General features: G+C 64.1%; 19 protein-coding genes. 5 read left to right on the top strand and 14 right to left on the bottom strand.

Annotated elements, in window-relative coordinates; all coding sequences use genetic code 11:
- Positions 1-74 precede the first annotated feature (74 nt).
- From FJ471_RS29990 to FJ471_RS29980, 3 genes are all read right to left on the bottom strand, one after another.
- A complete protein-coding gene (locus FJ471_RS29990) occupies positions 75-488 on the bottom strand; it encodes a BA14K family protein (RefSeq protein ID WP_140808768.1) in 414 nt (137 codons plus the stop codon).
- 284 nt (positions 489-772) lie between these two features.
- Positions 773-985 carry a cold-shock protein gene (locus FJ471_RS29985; protein ID WP_006202521.1) on the bottom strand — a complete coding sequence of 71 codons (213 nt, stop codon included), beginning with the start codon at positions 983-985 and terminating at the stop codon, positions 773-775.
- 236 nt (positions 986-1,221) lie between these two features.
- Positions 1,222-1,434, bottom strand: coding sequence for a cold-shock protein (locus FJ471_RS29980; protein ID WP_006202520.1), 213 nt, complete (start codon positions 1,432-1,434; stop codon positions 1,222-1,224).
- Between the two features lie 453 nt (positions 1,435-1,887).
- On the opposite strand from FJ471_RS29980, the gene FJ471_RS29975 reads away from it, so the two are divergent.
- The gene (locus FJ471_RS29975) at positions 1,888-2,283 is read left to right on the top strand and encodes a Kazal-type serine protease inhibitor domain-containing protein (RefSeq protein ID WP_140808766.1); all 396 of its coding nucleotides are present in this window, start codon (positions 1,888-1,890) and stop codon (positions 2,281-2,283) included.
- 191 nt (positions 2,284-2,474) lie between these two features.
- Positions 2,475-4,109: a sulfotransferase gene (locus FJ471_RS29970; protein WP_140808764.1), complete on the top strand. Its 1,635-nt coding sequence runs from the start codon at positions 2,475-2,477 to the stop codon at positions 4,107-4,109.
- A 71-nt stretch (positions 4,110-4,180) separates the two neighbouring features.
- On the opposite strand, the gene FJ471_RS29965 is transcribed toward FJ471_RS29970, so the two are convergent.
- The 8 genes from FJ471_RS29965 to FJ471_RS29930 all read right to left on the bottom strand — a co-directional run bounded on the left by FJ471_RS29965 (position 4,181) and on the right by FJ471_RS29930 (position 12,776).
- Positions 4,181-4,750 (bottom strand): dihydrofolate reductase family protein, encoded by a 570-nt coding sequence (locus FJ471_RS29965; protein ID WP_140808763.1) that lies wholly within the window; start codon positions 4,748-4,750, stop codon positions 4,181-4,183.
- Between the two features lie 139 nt (positions 4,751-4,889).
- On the bottom strand, positions 4,890-5,243 hold the full coding sequence (locus FJ471_RS29960; RefSeq protein WP_140808761.1) for a DUF1428 family protein: 354 nt from the start codon (positions 5,241-5,243) through the stop codon (positions 4,890-4,892).
- Between the two features lie 194 nt (positions 5,244-5,437).
- Positions 5,438-5,854, bottom strand: coding sequence for a glyoxalase/bleomycin resistance/extradiol dioxygenase family protein (locus FJ471_RS29955; RefSeq protein ID WP_140808759.1), 417 nt, complete (start codon positions 5,852-5,854; stop codon positions 5,438-5,440).
- A gap of 149 nt (positions 5,855-6,003) precedes the next feature.
- The gene (locus FJ471_RS29950) at positions 6,004-6,186 is read right to left on the bottom strand and encodes a hypothetical protein (protein ID WP_140808757.1); all 183 of its coding nucleotides are present in this window, start codon (positions 6,184-6,186) and stop codon (positions 6,004-6,006) included.
- A gap of 93 nt (positions 6,187-6,279) precedes the next feature.
- Complete coding sequence (locus tag FJ471_RS29945; protein ID WP_140808755.1) at positions 6,280-6,669, bottom strand: nuclear transport factor 2 family protein; 390 nt, start codon at positions 6,667-6,669, stop codon at positions 6,280-6,282.
- Between the two features lie 110 nt (positions 6,670-6,779).
- Entirely contained in the window at positions 6,780-8,306 is a 1,527-nt protein-coding gene (locus FJ471_RS29940; RefSeq protein ID WP_140808753.1) for an ABC-F family ATP-binding cassette domain-containing protein, read from the bottom strand.
- A gap of 306 nt (positions 8,307-8,612) precedes the next feature.
- The gene (gene uvrB / locus FJ471_RS29935) at positions 8,613-11,741 is read right to left on the bottom strand and encodes an excinuclease ABC subunit UvrB (protein WP_140808751.1); all 3,129 of its coding nucleotides are present in this window, start codon (positions 11,739-11,741) and stop codon (positions 8,613-8,615) included.
- Between the two features lie 99 nt (positions 11,742-11,840).
- On the bottom strand, positions 11,841-12,776 hold the full coding sequence (locus FJ471_RS29930) for a LysR substrate-binding domain-containing protein (RefSeq protein ID WP_140808749.1): 936 nt from the start codon (positions 12,774-12,776) through the stop codon (positions 11,841-11,843).
- 163 nt (positions 12,777-12,939) lie between these two features.
- On the opposite strand from FJ471_RS29930, the gene FJ471_RS29925 reads away from it, so the two are divergent.
- The gene (locus tag FJ471_RS29925) at positions 12,940-14,103 is read left to right on the top strand and encodes a TauD/TfdA family dioxygenase (RefSeq protein ID WP_181179843.1); all 1,164 of its coding nucleotides are present in this window, start codon (positions 12,940-12,942) and stop codon (positions 14,101-14,103) included.
- A 225-nt stretch (positions 14,104-14,328) separates the two neighbouring features.
- Here FJ471_RS29925 and FJ471_RS29920 read toward each other — a convergent pair whose 3' ends face one another.
- The gene (locus FJ471_RS29920) at positions 14,329-15,579 is read right to left on the bottom strand and encodes a hypothetical protein (RefSeq protein ID WP_140808745.1); all 1,251 of its coding nucleotides are present in this window, start codon (positions 15,577-15,579) and stop codon (positions 14,329-14,331) included.
- Between the two features lie 134 nt (positions 15,580-15,713).
- Here FJ471_RS29920 and FJ471_RS29915 point away from each other — a divergent pair, with 134 nt between their 5' ends.
- A complete protein-coding gene (locus FJ471_RS29915; protein ID WP_140808743.1) occupies positions 15,714-16,757 on the top strand; it encodes a CapA family protein in 1,044 nt (347 codons plus the stop codon).
- Positions 16,758-16,838: 81 nt separating this feature from the next.
- The gene (locus FJ471_RS29910; protein ID WP_140808741.1) at positions 16,839-17,810 is read left to right on the top strand and encodes a DUF3137 domain-containing protein; all 972 of its coding nucleotides are present in this window, start codon (positions 16,839-16,841) and stop codon (positions 17,808-17,810) included.
- 3 nt (positions 17,811-17,813) lie between these two features.
- On the opposite strand, the gene FJ471_RS29905 is transcribed toward FJ471_RS29910, so the two are convergent.
- Positions 17,814-18,296: a DUF2314 domain-containing protein gene (locus FJ471_RS29905; RefSeq protein ID WP_140808739.1), complete on the bottom strand. Its 483-nt coding sequence runs from the start codon at positions 18,294-18,296 to the stop codon at positions 17,814-17,816.
- Positions 18,297-18,349: 53 nt separating this feature from the next.
- Positions 18,350-18,535: hypothetical protein (locus FJ471_RS35110; protein WP_210242063.1), on the bottom strand; the 186-nt coding region annotated here is incomplete at its 5' end.

The following is an 18,535-nucleotide window of genomic DNA, read 5'->3' as shown; positions in this document are numbered from 1 at the left end:
GGCGACGCGCTTTAAGTCTTTGTTTTGATGCATGTCGTTGTCCCAGAACCGAGCACACTTCTGGGCGACATGCATTAATTGGCGACGCAGAAATGCTGGGCGCCGTCATTGCCGGTGAAGGTGCCGGTGCGCGAGTTGAAGGAGCGGTAGCGGTCTGAGCAATACTCGTACCAGCCACGGGTCCACGGCTCGGCGTAGCGGTCGGCATAGACGACGCGCGGCTGTTGCACGTAGTAGCGGCGCACCGGCCGGTCGACATAATAGTCGTCACCATAGGCCGGTTCGTAATAGCGCGGCCCGGGGTTGCTGAGCGCGCTGCCGATCAGGGCGCCTGCCGCCAAGCCGACCACGCCGGCGGCAAGGGCGTCGCCGCCGCGATCACGATGATGGTGCCAGCGCCAGTCGTCGGCATTGGCCGCCGAGAAGGTGGCCAAGGTGGTCGCGGCAATGCCAACGCTCAGGATGGCGGTCTTGAGAAAGCGGTTCATTTTCGGTCTCCTTCGCGCCGGCCCGCGCATTTTTTGGGGGATACGAACCGGCTTTAGCAAAGGTTAATAGAAGACCGTGGCTGAACGGAGGCTGAACGGAAATCGGCGCAAACGATTTTTCGTGACTGGCGATTTCCGAATTTTGGCGATTTCCGGATCTGGGCGATTTTTCGAGCCCTGGCCGGTTTTCGAAGCGGGCGGCTTTTCGGGACCTGGGCGCAATCCATTCCGGGCGGGAGCAGTCCCGCCTGTAAAGCCCTCCGTCGGATCCGTCGTGAGCCGGCTTAGCCGATCGACAGATTGACGGCCTTCGGACCCTTGCCGCGTTTGTCCGGCTCGGTGTCGAATGTCACTTTCTGCCCATCCTCGAGACCGGGAAGGCCCGACGCCTGCACAGCCGAAATGTGGACGAAGACATCCTTCGCGCCATCGTCGGGCGTGATGAAGCCGAAGCCCTTGGCATGGTTGAAGAATTTGACGGTGCCGGTCTGCGGCATGGGAAACTCCTTTGATCCCATCAAGTCAAGTCTCGGGCCGGCAAACTGCCCGAGAGGAAATTTGTCCTTTATTTTAGCGCTATCGGCAAGAGAAAGTTTTCGCCTGCCGATCCATGCATTTGCGCGCAAAAAAGGCGCGACCGAAAGGGTCGCGCCTTCGCAATTTCAGGCCTGTCCAGACGCCGGTTCATCAGCCTGCCGCCCATTGCATCCGCAAGGACGGGCTGTCCCGGCGATCAGGCGGCGCGCAGGTTGACCGCCTTCGGGCCTTTGCCCATGCGGTCCGGCTCGACGTCGAAGGTGACCTTCTGGCCGTCGACCAGCGTGCGCAGGCCAGAGGCCTCGATCGCGGAAATGTGGACGAACACGTCCTTGGCGCCGCCATCCGGCGTGATGAAGCCGAAGCCTTTGGTGGCATTGAAGAACTTTACGGTACCGGTCTGGGCCATTGGGGAAAACTCCTTCACCCGTGTCAGTCTTGGTGGTTCGCCCGCTGCCTCGCGCCTTGGGCAAATCCCGGTGGTTGCTTCGGCGGTCATGCATTTGCGCATGGTCAAACCCCCCGCCGAAAAACGGGGCTGTCAGAGATTCACACTTGTCGGGGAAAGGTCGTCCAAAACGTGCCGCTCTCCGGGTCGCAAATGCCCGAACATGGCTTTTATTACACGGAAACGTGATGGTTGCAAGATGACGCTCGCGGGCGGCCCGCGGCGCGTCCAACGCTGGGGCCTCGATAGACCCCGTGCCACCGCGGGTCATCGGCCAGAGGCGGGCCAAGCATAGGCCAGTATGAGGGCGGCGACGACGGGGTTCCGCGGCTCCACAAACGGTGGTTGCGTTTACCGCGCAGGATGCGAGGATATCGCGAGCCGGCATCACGCGCCAGGATGGAGGAGGGACATATGCGGTTTCTTGCGGTGTCACGGCAGGGCGTTGTCATTTTCATGCTGTCCGCGCTGCTGGCGGCCTGTACCGTCGTCGTCGACGATGGTCCGCGCCCGCGGCCGCCCCGGCCGCATCCGCAGCTCTGCACCATGCAATACGAACCGGTCTGCGCCCGGCGCGGCGGCGACCGCCAGACCTTCGCCAATGCCTGCCTGGCCGAAAGGGAAGGCTACCGCATCATGCGCGACGGCCCTTGCCGCGACGGTGGCGGCGGTGGCGGTGGAGACCAAGCCTTCTGCACGCGCGAATACGCTCCGGTTTGCGCCAGGCGCCATGGGCAAGTGCGGACCTTCCCGAACGCGTGCGAGGCGCGCGCGGCAGACTATCGCATCGTCGGCGACGGGCCCTGCTGAAAGGCGGCGGTATCCATCTGCGCAGATGGATACCGCGACGCGCGCTGACGCTTTGTCTTGAATCTCTTGCCCGCATGGCTTAGGTCCGGCGGACCAACGAATACGGCAGGTTTCCCATTAGCAAAGATCACAGAAGAGCGGCAAACGCCGGCGGCAGGCCAGGTGGCTCGGCCAGCCCGCTCGACCCGTATGTGCAAAAGGCGCTGCAGCTGCATCAGGCGGGGCGCCGCCAGGAGGCCGAGGCGCTCTACCGGCAGGTCCTGGGCCAGCAGCCGAACCATGCCGCCGCGCTGCATTTCCTCGGATTGCTGCTGCACCAAACCGGCAGGAGCGAGGAAGGGCTCGATCTCCTCGAGCAGTCGGTGACGCTGCAGCCGGAGAATGCCGACTTCCTCAACAATATGGGCACGGTGATGCGCGACCTCGGGCGCGTCCCCGCCGCGATCGATTTCTTCCGCGGCGCGGTGGATATCCGGCCCGACCAACTGGCCGCGCGCGACAATCTCGGTTCGTCGCTGACGCAGCTTGGGCAGTTCGACGCGGCCGAGGAGATCTATCGCGGCACGATCGGCCGGAACCCGTTCCATGTCCGCGCGCGCATCGGCCTTGCCGAGACCCTGCAGGAAGCCGGGCGCCTGGACGAGGCGATCAAGCTGTTCCGCGAGGCGCTGTCGATCCGGCCGAAGGACGCCGAGCTTCTCTACGGGCTGGGCGTCGCGATGATGGAGAAGGGCAAGCTCGACGAAGCGGCCGATTTCGCCCGCCAGGCATTGGCTGTCGCCCCCAACATGGCCAGGGCCTGGCTGCTGCTCACGCAGGTCAAGCGCCAGACCGAGCGCGACAAGGAGCTTGCCGGCATGGAGGCCGAGCACGCCAAGGCACCGCAGGGCAGCCTGGCGCGCATGCAGCTCTCCTTCGGCCTGGGCAAGGTCAATGACGACCTCAAGGATTATGGCCGCGCCTTCGACTATTTCGCCGAGGGCAATGCCATCCGCCGCAAGGGCATCGGCTACGATACTGCGCGCACGCGCGGCGAATTCGAGGCGATGAAGGCGGCCTTCGACACGGCCTTCTTCGAGAAGCACAAGCCAAGCGGCATTTCCGACGACACGCCGATCTTCGTCGTCGGCATGCCGCGTTCCGGCACCACGCTGGTCGAGCAGATCATCGCCAGCCACCCGCAGGTCCTTGGCGCCGGCGAGTTGAACATTCTGAAGACCGCCGTCGGCAAGCAGTTTCCGATGAACATGCCGGGCGGCTTCCCCGCCGGCATCGCCGACATGCCCGACAAGGCGTTCGCCGAAGCCGGCCAGGCCTATCTCGACATGCTGCATAGCCGCTATCCGGGCTATCGCCATGTCACCGACAAGATGCCGGGCAACTTCCTTCTGGTCGGCTTCCTGCACATGATGCTGCCGAAGGCCAAGATCGTCCATTGCGCGCGCGACGCCGCGGCGACATGCCTGTCGATCTTCAAGGTGCATTTCCGCGGCGACAGCCATCGCTATGGCTATGATCTCGGCGAGCTCGCCGATTTCCACAACCTCTACACCGACATCATGGCGCATTGGCACAAGGTGCTGCCGGGCGTCGTGCACGATGTGCGCTACGAGGATTTCGTCGCCGACCAGGAAGGGCAGACGCGGGCGCTGATGGCGTATCTCGGCCTGCCCTGGGACGACAAGGTGCTGTCGTTCCACGAGACGGACCGGCCGGTTCGCACCGCCTCGGCGGCGCAGGTGCGCCAGCCGATGTACCAGGGCTCGGTCGATCTGTGGAAGCGGTATGGGGACCGGCTGAAGCCGCTGCTCGACAAGCTGGACTGAACAGCCAGACCGATGTTGCGTGCGGATCAGGATGACGTCGGTTGAAACGTCGTCCTGACCCTTTGGATGCATCAGGCGGCCCGCGCCTTCTGCTCATAGCGCAGGAAGACGTTGCCGTTGCCGAAGGCCTGTGACCGGGCCAACTTCACATTGAGCCGGTTGCCGATGCCTTCGAACATCGTCCTGCCGGCGCCAAGCATGACCGGAACGATGACGAACTGGTATTCGTCGATCAGGTTCTCCTCGGCCAATTGAGCGACGAGATTGCCGCTTCCCAGGATCGTCATGTGATTGCCCGGCTGCTCCTTCAGGTGTCGAAGCTTCGCCACCGCCCCGCTTTTGACCAACTCGGTGTTGTTCCAACTCGCCGTGTCGAGCGTTCGGGAAAACACGACCTTGGGCATGGCGTTCATGCGTTCTGCCACCACTGGTGCGATCTGCGCGGCCAGCGGCGTCGGCCAGAACTGGATCATCAGGTCGTAGGTAACGCGGCCGAGCACCAGCATGCCTCCGCCCTTGGCATTGTCGGCCACGAAAGCGTTCCATTCCGGATCCTGGCTGTGCGCCCAGTCCATGGCGCCGTGCCCGTCGGTAAAATAGCCGTCGAGCGATATGCTGTTGAATACGATCAGCTTGCGCATACATCGGCCCTATCTTGAGAAATGAAGACGAGTTTCGGTGCCGGCACCCGATCCTTCAGACTCGCTCCATGCGCTTTAGGCTCTTGATTTTATGCATGTCTTTGTCCCGAAACCGGTTCCCACTTTCGGGAGACATGCCTTAAAGCTCCACGAACGGCTGGAAGCCGCCGAAGATCATGCGCTTGCCGTCGAACGGCATGGCTGACCAGTCCATCTTGAGGCGCTCGTCGGCCATCACCTTGGCCATCACCGCATCGCGGCTCTGTTTGGACTCGTAGACGACCCAGGCGAAGACAACGACCTCGTCGTCCTTGGCCTGCACGGCGCGCGGGAACGAGGTCAGCTCGCCATAGGGCACATCGTCGCCGATGCATTCGACATAGGAGAGCGCGCCGTGCTCCATCCACACGGCGCCGCCATTCTCGGCTAGCTTCTTATACGCATCGAGATTTGCCTTCGGCACGGCAAGCACGAAACCATCGACATAGGACATGATGAAACTCCTTGGTTGGGCGCGGCTTTGCCTTCTCCCCCCCTGTGGGAGAAGGTGGATCGGCGCGCAGCGCCGAGACGGATGAGGGCGCTCCAGCTTGGCACCAAGCTTACCCCTCACCCGGATTGCCAACCGAATTGCGAAGGGCAATTCGGGGCAATCCGACCTCTCCCACAGGGGAGAGGTAGACAGTCTCACTTCACCGGCGCATTCATCGCCCAGGCGACGCCGAAGGGGTCTTTCACCTGGCCCCAGCGATCGCCCCAGAACATCACCTGCAGCGGGGTGACGACTTCGCAGCCGGCATCGACCGCGCGCTTCCACCAGGCATCGATATCGTCGCTGCCGAGATGGAGCTGCAGCGTATAGCCCTGCGCTGTCTGATGCGGATGGCCGTGTTCGGGGTAGGCGTCCCCCAGCATCAGCGTCGAGCCGTTGACATAGAGATGGATGTGCATGGTGCGGCCCTGGTCGTCCGGCGGATAGGCGAACACCTCCTCCGCGCCGAAAGCCTTCTTGTAGAATTCGGCGGCCTTGATGGCGCCGTCGACCTGCAGATAGGGGGTCAATCCGCCAAGGACCTTGGCGCGGGGCGGGGTCTGGTCGTTCATTCTCGTGTTCCTCTTCACGGGTTTGATCTGGTTTGCCACCCAAGGACGGACGAACCGGCGGCGATCCTACATGCCTCCCGAAAATTTCTTAAAGGGCCGATTCCCGGCAGCCCGGGCGACCGGCGAACGATCGCATTGGATATGCCGCTTTATATGACCTTTGCCGAAAAGGTGGCGGCGCGGCGGCTTTCGCGCGTTTCGAAAATCTCCGGGAAGCCGATGTCCTTGCGCAGTTCGGTGGGCAGCGAAAGCAGGACGCGCTCGCTGCGGTGACGGGCGCGCGCCTGGGCATACCGGTTGGCAAGACGGCCAATGGATGACAATACCGACATGTTGGTTCTCCCTGGTTGATGCCGGCATCATCGTGTCGGCATCCCAAGGACGGGGCGGCAACAGGCGATCCGACAGATCGCCCCAATCTTTTTTCAGAACACCGACGCGGCCAGCGCGGTGTCGTAATATTCCACCATCTCAATGATCTCGCCGTCGCGGACCGTCCAGAAATTGGCGGTGCGCATGATGAACTCCTCGCCGGTGGCGCGGCGCGTCATGTGGATCTCGACCTGTGCCGCGACCTTTTCGCCGCCGTCGACGATCTCGACCGGGACGAAGTGCCGGTATTCGAAGTCGTCGTCGAGCGCCAGCAGCTTGGTGAGGAATTCCTGCTTGCCGTGCGCGGTGCCGGCATGACGCGATTGCCGGGGATCGGCAATCCATCGGAACACGACATCCTCGGCGCACTGCGCCAAGGCGCCCTCGATGTCGCGGTCCGCATAGGCCTGGTAGAGATTGCTGACGATGTCCACTGCACGCATGGCCCGTTCCCTCCATGGCTGAGCAATTAAAGATGCTCCTTTTTTAGCAGATGGAAAAGTATGCCGGGCCGGCATTGCTTTGAATGCCGGCCCAGCAGATGCATCATCGCTCAATTCGGCGTTTCGGCGACCGAGCGGAAGAACGCTTCCGGGTCGTCGACCCCGGTCAGCCGCCGCCTGTCGATCAGCCAGAAGCGGTTGCCGACCGCGCGGATGAAGGAGCGGTCGTGCGAGGCAAGCAGGCAGCTCGCCTGATGCTTCAGCAGCTCGTCCTCCAATGCTTCCTGGCCGTCGATGTCGAGATGGTTGGTCGGCTCGTCGAGCAGATAGAAATTGGGATGGATGAGCCTGAGCACCAGCATCATCAGCCTGGACTTCTGTCCGCCGGAGAGCACGCCGATCTTCCGCTCCTGCATTTCGATCGCGACGCCGGCGCCGGCGAGCAGCGAACGCGCGCGTTGCTCGCCGATCTCGAAGCGGCGCGAGACCATCGCCAGCGGGGTGTCGTCGCCATCGATGCCAGACAGCGCCTGGTCGCCGTAGCCGAGCACGGTCGACGGCGTCACCTTGATGTTCGCAACCGAACCCGGCTGGGCGATGGCGTCGCGGATCATGGCGATGAAGCGCGTCTTGCCGACGCCGTTGCGGCCAAGCAGCACGATGCGATCGCCCTGGCAGATGTGGTGCTTGCCGGTCCTGAACAGCAGCGTGCCGTCAGGCGTCTCGACCGCCGCGTCCTCGAGCGTGATCAGCACCTTGGCGTGAGTGCCGCGGTTCGCCAGCTTGATCGCGCCGGCCGAGCGCTCGCGATGCGCTTGCACGGCGGCATCCTCCAGCTGTTCCGCCCGCCCCTTGAGCTGCTTGGTTTTCACCGTCAGAAGGTCGCTGCCGGAGTTGATGCCGATATTGTTCAGCTTGGCGGCCTGCTTGCGCAGCTGCTGGGCGATCTTCATGTCGCGCTCGAACTTGCGCGCTGTGGAGGCATCGAGCTCGTCGAGCGCCTGCCTGGCGCGGGAATAGGGTAGCGCGAACACCGGCGATTCCTCTGGGCGCATAAACAGCGTGCGGTTGGTGGTGGCGTCGAGGAAGGCGCGGTCGTGGCTGGCGATGATCACCGGCACCTCGCGCGGCAGCGCGTTGAGCCATGTTTCCAGCTGGCTGATCCTTGCGAGGTCGAGATGATTGGTCGGCTCGTCGAGCAGGAGCACGTCCGGATCGGTGACCCAGGCGCGGGCGATCAGGGCCAGCCGCTGCCAGCCGCCGCTCAGCGCGCGCATCGGCCGGCCGCGCATGTCTTCCGGCACTTCGAGCGAATCCAGCACGACGTCGACGCGCCACGACTCGCTGTCGCGCTGATCGGCCGGCAAGGCCTCGGCGACGACGTCATGGAAGCCGCGGTCGAACAATGCGTCGGGGACGGATTGCTCGACATGGCCGACGCGCAGGCCGCGCGAACGGGTGATGTCGCCGGCGGTCGGTTCGAATTGGCCGGCCAGGCATTTGAGAAGCGTGGATTTGCCACGGCCATTGGCCGCGACGATGCCGAGCCGGTCGCCGGCGCCGATGGTGAGGTCAAGTTTGGAAAACAGCGGCGCACTCATGGTTACGCCGAGGGATTTGAGGCTGATCAAGGCCATGTCGATTTCTCTGGTCAGTCCGGAAAATCCGGCTCAATGCACTTTGACGGTGCGCCGGCAGGCCATCAGGCCAAGCTCAGCGGCACCACGAAGGGCAGACCAAAAATCGAAGCGGGAAAACCCGGACCGTTTTAGTCAGCCCTGCAAGCAAGCCCGCAGGGCACAAATCGGGCCACGCTGACGATGGTGGTAGTAGTTCACGCAGCCCTCCTTTCAGGATGTTCGAGTTGGGGATTGGGTACACCGGGGGAGAAGTGGTGGCAAGTTGACCTTTACCTTCTCCCACAAGGGGAGAAGGTAAAGGCGCTACTGCCCCGGCCGCCCGGTCTTGCTCGGCCGGCGTTTCTGGCGACGCTCGTCGGCCGGGTCCTCGTAGGAGCCGATGCCGGAGCGTTGGCGAACAATAGGTTTGTCGTCGCGTTCCTTCGCGCCCCCCTCTGTCCTGCCGGACATCTCACCCACAGGGGGGGAGATCGGCTTTGGCTTCGCCGGCACTTTTCCTTCGACCGGCTTCTCCGTCCGCCGTACCGTCATCTCGTCGAGCGAGTTCTTGCGGAACAACGGCTTGGTGCGGTCGCCGGGAATACCGAAATCGGAACCGTGTGCTTCTGCCGCCGACTGCTTCTTGAACAGCGAGCGCGACACGGCACCCGCCGGCGTCGGCATGTCGGTGCCGGGACCCATGTCGTCGATCGACGGCTTGGCGAAGAGCGGCTTCTTCACCGGCACGGCGCCGTCGGCGCCCATCTCGTCGAGATGCGGCTTGCGGAAGAGGTTGGGCCGGGCAGCCTTTGCCGCCTCCTCGGCGGCACGGGCTTCGTCGAGCTTGCGGAAGCGTTCCTGTTCCTCGGCCGTACGATGCTTGGCCACGCCCTTGTTGTGCTTGCCCTTCTCGCGGCCCGAGGCTGGACTCTGGCCTTCCACCTCGCGCGCCAGCGGGTCGTCGGAGATGGCAAGCTCCATCTCGCGCAGCCGCTTGATCTCGTCGCGGACACGCGCGGCTTTCTCGAAATCGAGATTGGCGGCGGCATCGCGCATCTGCTTGTCCAGCGCCTCGAGATGGGTTTTCAGATTGTTGCCGATCATTGCGCCGGCATCGTCGGTGAACTGCGAGATGTCGGCGCGGACATGGTCCTTCTCGTAGACCGAGTCGAGGATGTCGGCGATGCGCGACTTGACCGATTCCGGCGTGATGCCGTTGGCGGTGTTCCATTCCATCTGCTTCTCGCGGCGGCGGTTGGTCTCAGCCATCGCCCGCTCCATCGAGCCGGTGATCTGGTCGGCATAGAGGATGACCTTGCCGTCGACGTTGCGGGCGGCGCGGCCGATGGTCTGGATCAGCGAGGTTTCCGAACGCAGGAAACCTTCCTTGTCGGCGTCGAGGATGGCCACGAAGCCGCATTCGGGAATGTCGAGGCCCTCGCGCAACAGGTTGATGCCGACCAGCACGTCGAAGGCGCCGAGGCGCAGGTCACGCAGGATCTCGATGCGCTCCAGCGTATCGATGTCGGAATGCATGTAGCGGACGCGGATGCCGTTCTCATGCAGATATTCGGTGAGGTCCTCGGCCATGCGCTTGGTCAGCACCGTCACCAGCGTGCGATAGCCGGCACGGGTGGTGTCGCGGATCTCGCCGACGACATCGTCGACCTGGCTCTTGGCCGGACGCACTTCGACCGGCGGATCGATCAGCCCGGTCGGGCGGATGACCTGCTCGGCGAAGACGCCGCCGGACTGCTCCATCTCCCAGCCGCCCGGCGTCGCCGAAACGGCGACCGAAAGCGGACGCATGGCGTCCCATTCCTCGAAGCGCAGCGGCCGGTTGTCCATGCAGGAGGGCAGACGGAAGCCGTATTCCGCCAGCGTCGCCTTGCGACGGAAGTCGCCGCGATACATGCCGCCGATCTGCGGCACGGTGACGTGGCTCTCATCGACGAAGACCAGCGCGTTGTCGGGGATGTATTCGAACAGCGTCGGCGGCGGATCGCCCGGCTGGCGGCCGGTGAGATAGCGCGAATAGTTCTCGATGCCGGCACAGGAACCGGTCGCCTCCAGCATCTCCAGGTCGAAGCGCGTGCGCTGCTCCAGGCGCTGCGCTTCCAGAAGACGGCCAGCTTTTTCAAGCTCTTGCAGGCGCTGCTTGAGCTCTTCCTTGATCGACTTGATGGCTTGATTCAAGGTCGGGCGCGGCGTCACATAGTGCGAGTTGGCGTAGATCTTGACGCTTTTCAGCTCGCCGGTCTTCTGGCCTGTCAGCGGATCGAATTCGGTGATCTGCTCGATCTCGTCGCCGAACATCGAGATGCGCCAGGCGCGGTCTTCCAGGTGGGCCGGAAAGATCTCGATGGTGTCCCCGCGCACGCGAAAAGAGCCGCGCACGAAGTTGATGTCCTGGCGCTTATATTGCTGGGCGACGAGGTCGGCGAGCAGGGAACGCTGATCGAGCCGGTCGCCGACCTGCATCTGGAAGGTCATCGCCGTGTAGGTCTCGACCGAGCCAATACCGTATATGCAGGAGACCGAGGCGACGATGATGACGTCGTCACGCTCGAGCAGCGAGCGCGTCGCCGAATGGCGCATGCGGTCGATCTGCTCGTTGATCGAGGATTCCTTCTCGATGAAAGTGTCGGTGCGCGGGACGTAGGCTTCAGGCTGGTAGTAGTCGTAGTAGGAGACGAAATACTCCACCGCATTGTCGGGGAAGAATTTCTTGAACTCGGCATAGAGCTGCGCGGCCAGTGTCTTGTTGGGCGCCAGGATCAGGGCAGGGCGCTGCGTCTCCTCGATCACCTTGGCCATGGTGAAGGTCTTGCCCGAGCCGGTGACGCCGAGCAGCACCTGGGTGCGGTCATTGTTGTCGACGCCCTCGACCAGATCCTTGATGGCGGTCGGCTGGTCGCCGGCGGGCTCGAAATCCGAGACCATCTTGATGGCGATGCCGCCTTCGGATTTGTCGGGGCGGGCAGGGCGGTGCGGCGTCCACAGCACGCCGTCCTTGTGTAGCGGATTGCCGGATTCGATCAGCGCCGACAGCGCCGCGACCGTAGCGGTAACGCCACTGGAGGTCATGGTCTCGGCGTCTTCGAGCGAGATGTCGAGACCGGCGACCGGGTTGAGGCCCGCCGCCGTGCGTTCGCGGGCCGACGCCGCGCCGCCCATCGAGGTGCCGCGCGCCGTGCGCCCCGGCGCGGACGAGCGCTCGGGGATCTTCTTCGGCGTCTTCGCCTTCGGCTGCTTTTCCGCCTCGCGCTCGATCTGTCCGGCCCAATCGGCAATCGAGCCGGTCAGCGGCGCGCCGGAAAACTCGGCCTGCGGCGCCTCGGCAAAGCCACCGGGCTTCAACGGCTCGGCGGCGTCGGGGAATTCGGTCAGCGGACTGCGCCGCTTCGGCGCGCCGTCTTGCGAAGGCGTCTTCTTGTCAGGATGTTTGGCCATGACCCGAATATGGGAGGACTCGGCCAAAATGGAAAGAGCCGAGTGAATGGGCGCCGACCGGGCGCGGACGCTGCTGACAGAAGGCTGTCAGGAGAGGCGTCATGACTTGGTGGGCCAGGGACCGTCCGCCTCCGCGATTGCGGTCGCGGCAAGCGCCGCGGCGACGGCGGCGGCATGACGGGCCTTCGGTCCATCCACCGGCCAGACCAGACGACGCCTGATGGTCAATGCCGGAACCTCGCGGGCAATCTCGATGAGCTGACCGGAGCGGAAATGCTCCCGTAGCACCAGTTCGCTGGCAAGCAACGCGCCCATGCCGGAAATCGCGGCCTGCGCGGCCAGCACGGTCAAGGGGAAGCGCGATCCGTGGTCGATATTCTTGCGCTGGCCGCCGGCAGCAGTGAACCAGTTTCCCCATGTGGGATAGACGTCGTCGCCCATGGTCTGGTCGATATGGAGGAGGGGCAGGCGGTCGAGCATCCCGGCGCCGTCCCGGTCGGAGCGGCTTCCGATCAACGCAGGGGCGCAGGCCGGGATTACCCTTTCGGTGAAGAGGTCGGCCGATGCCAGATCCCTGGCCGAACTCTTCCGGTAGCTGATGGCGAGGTCGATGCCTTCCTCCAGCATCGAGTCCAGCGCGATCGACAGGACGATGCGCACGTCCAGCCTGCCGAGCGCCGCACGGACCCTGTCGAGGCGTGGCGCCAGCCAAAGCGAAGAGAAAGAAGGATCGGCTGCGATGGTGAAGGTATCGGCACGGCGCTCGAAACGCAGCCGCCTAAGCCCGGAGGCCAGCGCGTCGAAGCCGCGGTCGATGTCGGGCAACGCCGCCTCGGCAATGCGCGTGAGCGCGATGCCGTTGCCTTCGCGGCTGACCAGCTTGACGCCAAGCCGGTCCTCCAACTGCCGCAACTGATGGCCGACGGCGCCCGGCGTGACGCCGAGCTCGTCGGCGGCGCGCGTGAGACTGCCGGTCCGCGCGGCGGCGGCCAGCGCCCGCAAAGCCGACAAAGGGAGGTCGCGAAGAAGCGTCATGGATTGAGCTTACCTCAAAATTCGCGAAAGCAAACTCGTTTGCAAACACAGCCGCCATAGACCTAATTTGTTGAGGCCAGTTCAATCCAAGGAGGGCTTTGCCATGCTCGATATACAGACACAGTCAGCCCCCGTCGGCCGGGCCCTTGAGGCACAGCCCTCCTTGCGAGCGATTCGCAACGAAGGAACACGCATCGCGGTCGAGTTCGATGACGGCAGCGCCGGCCGGCTGTCGATGGGCTGGCTGCGGCTTGCCTGTGAGTGCGAGACATGCGGCGACACCGCTTCCGGGAAACGCTGGCTGACGCCCGCGGACGTTCCCGCCGATATCCGGGCAATGTCGATCGAAATCTCGTCCGGCGGGACAATGGATGTGGTCTGGCAGGACGGTCATGCCTCGCGCTTCGCGGCGGGCTTTCTGGCTGTCCATGCCGGGCGGCCCGGCGATTTCGGCGCGCCACGCTTTCAGCCGGAACTGTGGAATAGCGATCTCGCCAGCCGGCTCGGCCGCTTCGCCTTCGACGCCGTGGTCGAGGACGACGAGACGCTTTTTCGATCGCTGCGCGCCTTGCGCGACCACGGCATTGCGATGCTGACCGGCGTTCCGGCCGAGCCCGAGGCGACGCTGCGCGTCGCCGGCCGCTACGGTCCGGTACGCGAGACCAGCTACGGCAAGGTCTTCGACCTCGTCTCACGGCCCGACGCGCGGGTGGCCGGCGAGACGGCGCGGGCGCAGATCCCGCACACCGACGAGCCGTTCCGCTATTCGCCGCCGGGCTTCATCTTCTTCCATGCCATCAGGACCGGCGCCGGCAGCGGCGGCACCTCGCTGATGGTCGATGGTTTCCAGGTGGCCGAGCGAATGCGCAAAAACACGCCGGAACTCTTCGACCTGCTGACCCGTCATGGCGTCACTTTCCATCGCGAGCATGCCGGCGACGTGTTCTTCAGCGCCGAGGCGCATGTCATCAGCCTTGACGCGACCGGCGCTGTCACCGGCATGCGCTTCAACGACCGTTGCCTGGCGCCGCAGACAGGTGCCGTCGATGAGATCGACGGGCTGATCGAAGCGCTTGCCGAGCTGACGCGGCTGATCCGCGATCCGGCGAACCAGTTCCAGCACCAGCTTAAGCCCGGCGAGGTGCTGGTCTTCGACAATCAGCGGGTCCTGCACGGGCGCACCGAATTTGATCCGACCCTGGCCGTCCGCCACCTCAGAAGCTGCAACCTAGACCGCGACGGCGTCCACAGCGCGTTTCGCACGCTGGCGCGGCGTTTCGCGCCGGAAGAAGCGGAGGCGATGCTCTATCAGGGGGCTATTTTCTGACAATAGCTATGGGTTGGCGCCAACCTCGAAGGTTCGGTTCCTCATCCCCGCCAGGGGCGGGGGAGAGGTGTCCGCGAAGCGGACGGAGAGGGGGCTTCGTAAGGCGCAAGCCCTTCTCTTCGAGGCGCTTTCTCCGCCCGAACCGGCGCTTCCCTCTCCGTCTCGGCTTCGCCGAGCCACCTCTCCCCCATTTCATGGGTGCGAGGAATCCAAGACTTGCGACCCTCAATTGAACCATAGCGCAAACGTCAAGAATCCGGCGCCGCCGAACTCGCGCTGGATCTGGTCGAAATCGTCGCTGGTGAGGATCTTACCGCTTTCGAGATAGGGCGCGATGCCGGGGCCGGTGATCGACAGGACGAGGTCGAAAGGTTTCGGCTCGTCGAAGAAGCGCTTCATGTTGATGCCCTTGCCGGCGATGCGGAAATGCGGCAACAGCACGCGGCCTTCGAGGAGGTCCTCGGCCACCGTCAGCGTGGCGAGCCAGGCCTGCACCTGCTCCTCGCCGACCTCGAGGCCGGTCAGCGGGTTGACGCCCTTCTGCTGCGGTCCCGGCAGCCATTCGCGGTCATTGTCGGTCTCGGCCAGGATCGCTTTCCAGTCCTCGCGCGACAGCCGGATCATCTCCAGCAGGTGGCGTCGCGCGGCTTGCCGGCGTTCCGGCTCGATCACCGGCCAGTTGACGAGATGCACCAGCGAAATGAAGTCCGCAAAGCGCCATTCCGAGGCGAACATGTTGCCGCTCATGCCACCGTTCAGCGGCACCAGCGCGTCCTGCAGCGGCAGTTTGGCGCGCGGGAACAGCATGTGGAACGAGCCGTCGAAGGCATTGCGGAAATCATGCGCCAGCCAGAAATCGGCCTGCGCCATCAGGAATTCGGCGTAGCCTTGCAGCCAAAACCCGTCGGCGCGGTCGAAGCGGAAGGTAAGCGAAGGCGCGGTATTGCCCGTGTCGATGCTGCCGCGTGAGAGCGACGCCATGATGGTGGCGAAGCTTTCGTCGGGAGCGAGTGTGCCATCCTCATTGAGGTCGATGCCGACACGGGTGAGATCGACCACCATACCGATATCGGTATCTTTTGGCACGGAGCCGAGCGTGGCGGCCGACTTTTCGAGCCGGTCACGGAAAGCGACCAGGATGGCGCGGAATTCTTCGTAGGTCAGCGGCTGCGGGTTGGGATTGTCGGGCACGGGCAGCTGCATCAGCGGCAGCATGAAGGATTTCGGGCTCTCGAAACCGTGGCGATGCAGGCCGCTGGCGAGGAACTCGAGCGCGGTGAAGAATTCGCCGGCGCCTGCCGCATAGGCCGAGGCCGGGTCCTTGGCAGCTGCCGCCTCCAAGGTAGACAGCGCCGTGTTCCGGTCGGCCACGCTCTTCGCCTCGAACATGGACTTGGCCGCGTCCGGCATCTCCGCCCAGGCAAACGACGCCGGCAGGAATGCAAACAGGGCTGCTGCAAGGATCGCTCTACGCATCGTCGTCGCCCTCCACCGCATGACACGCGAGCATACACGTATTTCGATCAGCCCGAGAGCCCGTCGCAGGATCGCCGGTGACCGCTTCAACCGGCCCGTCAGACAGTCTACACAGGGCGAAAATGGATGGACCCGTGTCGAACTATCCGCTTGCCTACAAACTGTCGTGGCTGCCGCGCCTGCTGAGACCCTCGCTTGCCGGCGACAGGAGCGGTTTGGCGGCGCCGGCGGCGAATTTGCTCGATCCGCAGCCCATGCGAAAGGTGCGGCTGGCCTTCGTCGGCGACATTTCGGCGGTCGCCAATCGCGATGCGCCGGAATGCGATCCGGCGATCGCGGCGCTGCTTTCATCCGCAGACCTCGTGGTCGGCAATTGCGAAAGCCCGATCGTCGAACGCCCATATGCGGTGGCCGGCACGTGGCTCGGCACGCATCATGCGATGAGCGAGCGTTTCCTGGCCGATGCGCTGGCAACGGCCGGCATCGAGCGCGACAGGCTGGTGCTGTCCTTGGCCAACAACCATATGCTCGATCAGGGCATAGCCGGTTTCGAGGAAACGCTCGCGGCGCTGAGCCGGCTCGGGATCCGAACCATCGGCACGGTTGCCGGCGGACCGGTCCAGCGCCATTCAGCCGGACCGCTGACGATCGGCTTCGCGGCTTTCACACTCTGGCGCAACACGAACGCCGTGTCGTTCGAGGCGCGCATCTCGATGCGTGCCGCCGAATGGCCCAGCGACGCCGTTGCCGGCATCGACCTCACCTGCGCGGTGCCGCATTGGGACTGGGAGTTCCGGCATTTTCCGCGGCCGGCGACGCGGGCGCTGGCAGGGCGGCTGGCGGATCAGGGCGCCGGGCTGATCGTCGGGCATCATGCCCATGTCGTGCAGCCAATCGGGCGGATCGGCGGCAGCGTGATCGCCTACGGCCTTGGCGATTTTCTCGGCACTGCCTTTGCAAGGCTGCCATGGCCGGCACGCGTCGGCTCGATTTTCGTGGTCGATGTCAGTGCCGATCCGGCTACGCGCGGCGCCATCGCCGCCTACAAGATGCATTTCTTCATGCGGCTGCGGGCAGGCAGCCATGAGCGGCTGGTGCCGGTCGAGGCTCTGGATGGCGCGCTCAAGCAGAGGGTCGCGGTCCGGCTGGAAGCGATTTTTCCCACGTCAGCGGCCTAGCTGCAGACCGCAGCGAGCGCAGGCGACTTTCGCGCAAAAACCGCTATCATGGCCGCATGTCAGCGGCGGCCGGGGGTGGCCATGGAAGCAGCGGATTTCATGCCGAGCGAGGCGGTGATCGCAGGCATCAGGCGCGGCATCGAGGATTATGAGGCGAAACGGGCGTCGGTCCAGCGACAGGTGCGCTGGCGGGTGCCGGTGTTCGTCGGCCTCGTCGTCGTCTTCGTCGCGCTCATCGCCTGGCTGTTCAACGCTGCCGCCGATCCTCACGAACAATGGTTCTCGACGCCGCATGTCTTTCTCTATCTCGGCGGCCTCGTCGTCGCGGTGCTGCTCTATTTCCAGGCGCTGAGACCAGCGACCCGGCTGCAGCAATCGTTCCGCGACACGCTGCTGCCGATGATCTTCGGCTTCGTGCGCGACGTGCGCTACCAGCATGGCACGCGGCCGAACTCCTTCGAGAGGATGCCGCGCGAAACCGTCGCCGCTTTCAGCCGCCAGAGTTTCGACGACGTCATTTCCGGGCGCTACGAGGATTTTCCCTTCGAGCTCTACGAGGCGAAGCTCTGGGAGGGCTCCGGCAAAAGCGAGACGACCGCTTTCAAGGGCGTCATCGTCGCCTGCGAGACCATCGAGCCGTTCCCGGGCACGCTGGTGGCGGCGCGCAAGGCCTGCAAGGTAGCGCATTTCTTCCGTGGCGTGTTCGCCAGCAAGATGCAGGAGCTATCCTCCGGCGTCGAAGACCTCGATGCCACCTATGAATTCCGCACCGACAATGTCGAGGCGGCGCGGCCGCTGGTCACCGGCCGGATGGCGCAGGCGCTGACCTGGCTGCGCGAGACATGGCCCTACGACCAGGCGCGGTTGGCGCTCAGCGGCAGCGACGGCTTTTTGCTGATGCCGAGGTCCAAGAACTTCTTCGAGCTGCCGGACATCTCGCAGCCGATCGATTACAACATGCACGTCGCGCCAATGATCACCGATTTTGGCGCGATGCTGGCCACCGCTGCACTGGTGCGCAAGATCGGCGCGAGGGATGAAGTGAGCGGATAGATATCAGCAGTCGAAGCCGTATTGAGTGCGCATGGAGTCGGCCTCTTCCTTCGACATCTTCTTGAGCATCACGCAGACGGTGAAGCTGCCGACCTGACGGCCATTCCTGGTGTAGCCCCAGTCGGAAATATCGTCCCTGGTGAATTCGATGTTCTGGCCGAGGACGACGTTTTGAACGACTTCCGGCTCATTCGCCAATATGCCGACGAAGCCGGTCTCGGTCCGTTTGAAGGGGATGACCCAGAAATGCTCCGTCGCATTGCCGTCGGCGATCATCACCTTCAGCTTGAACTTGTCGGTTCCAGGCGGCGGGGTATCGGACAAAGCCAGGAATTCATCGAGGCTCGATCGCGCCTTTTCGATCGCCGCCGCCATCTCGGCGTCGTCGGAGGCGATCATCATGGCCTTGTCGTCGCTTTGCGCCCGAGCATGCGAAGGAGCGAGCGCCAGCAGCAGGCATAGCGCGATACGAACGGCAATTGTCATGACATCCCCCAACCCGGTCAAGACCACTATCTTCCTGTAATATGTCGGGATTATCAATCGAACTGCGGCTCGCCGCCGTCGCTGATCTTCATCGGGGCATGATAAGCGGGAATGGCTTCGGCAGCCGAAGCGAAGGCCACCAAATGCGTCCAATTGCGCGGAGAGGACAGGATATGCGACTGAGATTTGCGGCAGTGGCGTTCGCAGCGATCGTGCTTTGCACCGGGCTTGCCCGTGCC

Source organism: Mesorhizobium sp. B2-7-1, from assembly GCF_006440735.1.
Taxonomy (GTDB): domain Bacteria; phylum Pseudomonadota; class Alphaproteobacteria; order Rhizobiales; family Rhizobiaceae; genus Mesorhizobium.
This window is presented reverse-complemented; position numbering and strand designations above follow the sequence as displayed.

Bases quoted from the DNA above. Each gene is read 5' to 3' on its own strand.
- FJ471_RS29990 (WP_140808768.1), bottom strand. From the start codon at position 488: ATGAACCGCTTTCTCAAGACCGCCATCCTGAGCGTTGGCATTGCCGCG.
- FJ471_RS29985 (WP_006202521.1), bottom strand. From the start codon at position 985: ATGCCGCAGACCGGCACCGTCAAATTCTTCAACCATGCCAAGGGCTTC.
- FJ471_RS29980 (WP_006202520.1), bottom strand. From the start codon at position 1,434: ATGGCCCAGACCGGTACCGTAAAGTTCTTCAATGCCACCAAAGGCTTC.
- FJ471_RS29975 (WP_140808766.1), top strand. From the start codon at position 1,888: ATGCGGTTTCTTGCGGTGTCACGGCAGGGCGTTGTCATTTTCATGCTG.
- FJ471_RS29965 (WP_140808763.1), bottom strand. From the start codon at position 4,750: ATGCGCAAGCTGATCGTATTCAACAGCATATCGCTCGACGGCTATTTT.
- FJ471_RS29960 (WP_140808761.1), bottom strand. From the start codon at position 5,243: ATGTCCTATGTCGATGGTTTCGTGCTTGCCGTGCCGAAGGCAAATCTC.
- FJ471_RS29955 (WP_140808759.1), bottom strand. From the start codon at position 5,854: ATGAACGACCAGACCCCGCCCCGCGCCAAGGTCCTTGGCGGATTGACC.
- FJ471_RS29950 (WP_140808757.1), bottom strand. From the start codon at position 6,186: ATGTCGGTATTGTCATCCATTGGCCGTCTTGCCAACCGGTATGCCCAG.
- FJ471_RS29945 (WP_140808755.1), bottom strand. From the start codon at position 6,669: ATGCGTGCAGTGGACATCGTCAGCAATCTCTACCAGGCCTATGCGGAC.
- FJ471_RS29940 (WP_140808753.1), bottom strand. From the start codon at position 8,306: ATGGCCTTGATCAGCCTCAAATCCCTCGGCGTAACCATGAGTGCGCCG.
- uvrB (WP_140808751.1), bottom strand. From the start codon at position 11,741: ATGGCCAAACATCCTGACAAGAAGACGCCTTCGCAAGACGGCGCGCCG.
- FJ471_RS29930 (WP_140808749.1), bottom strand. From the start codon at position 12,776: ATGACGCTTCTTCGCGACCTCCCTTTGTCGGCTTTGCGGGCGCTGGCC.
- FJ471_RS29920 (WP_140808745.1), bottom strand. From the start codon at position 15,579: ATGCGTAGAGCGATCCTTGCAGCAGCCCTGTTTGCATTCCTGCCGGCG.
- FJ471_RS29910 (WP_140808741.1), top strand. From the start codon at position 16,839: ATGGAAGCAGCGGATTTCATGCCGAGCGAGGCGGTGATCGCAGGCATC.
- FJ471_RS29905 (WP_140808739.1), bottom strand. From the start codon at position 18,296: ATGACAATTGCCGTTCGTATCGCGCTATGCCTGCTGCTGGCGCTCGCT.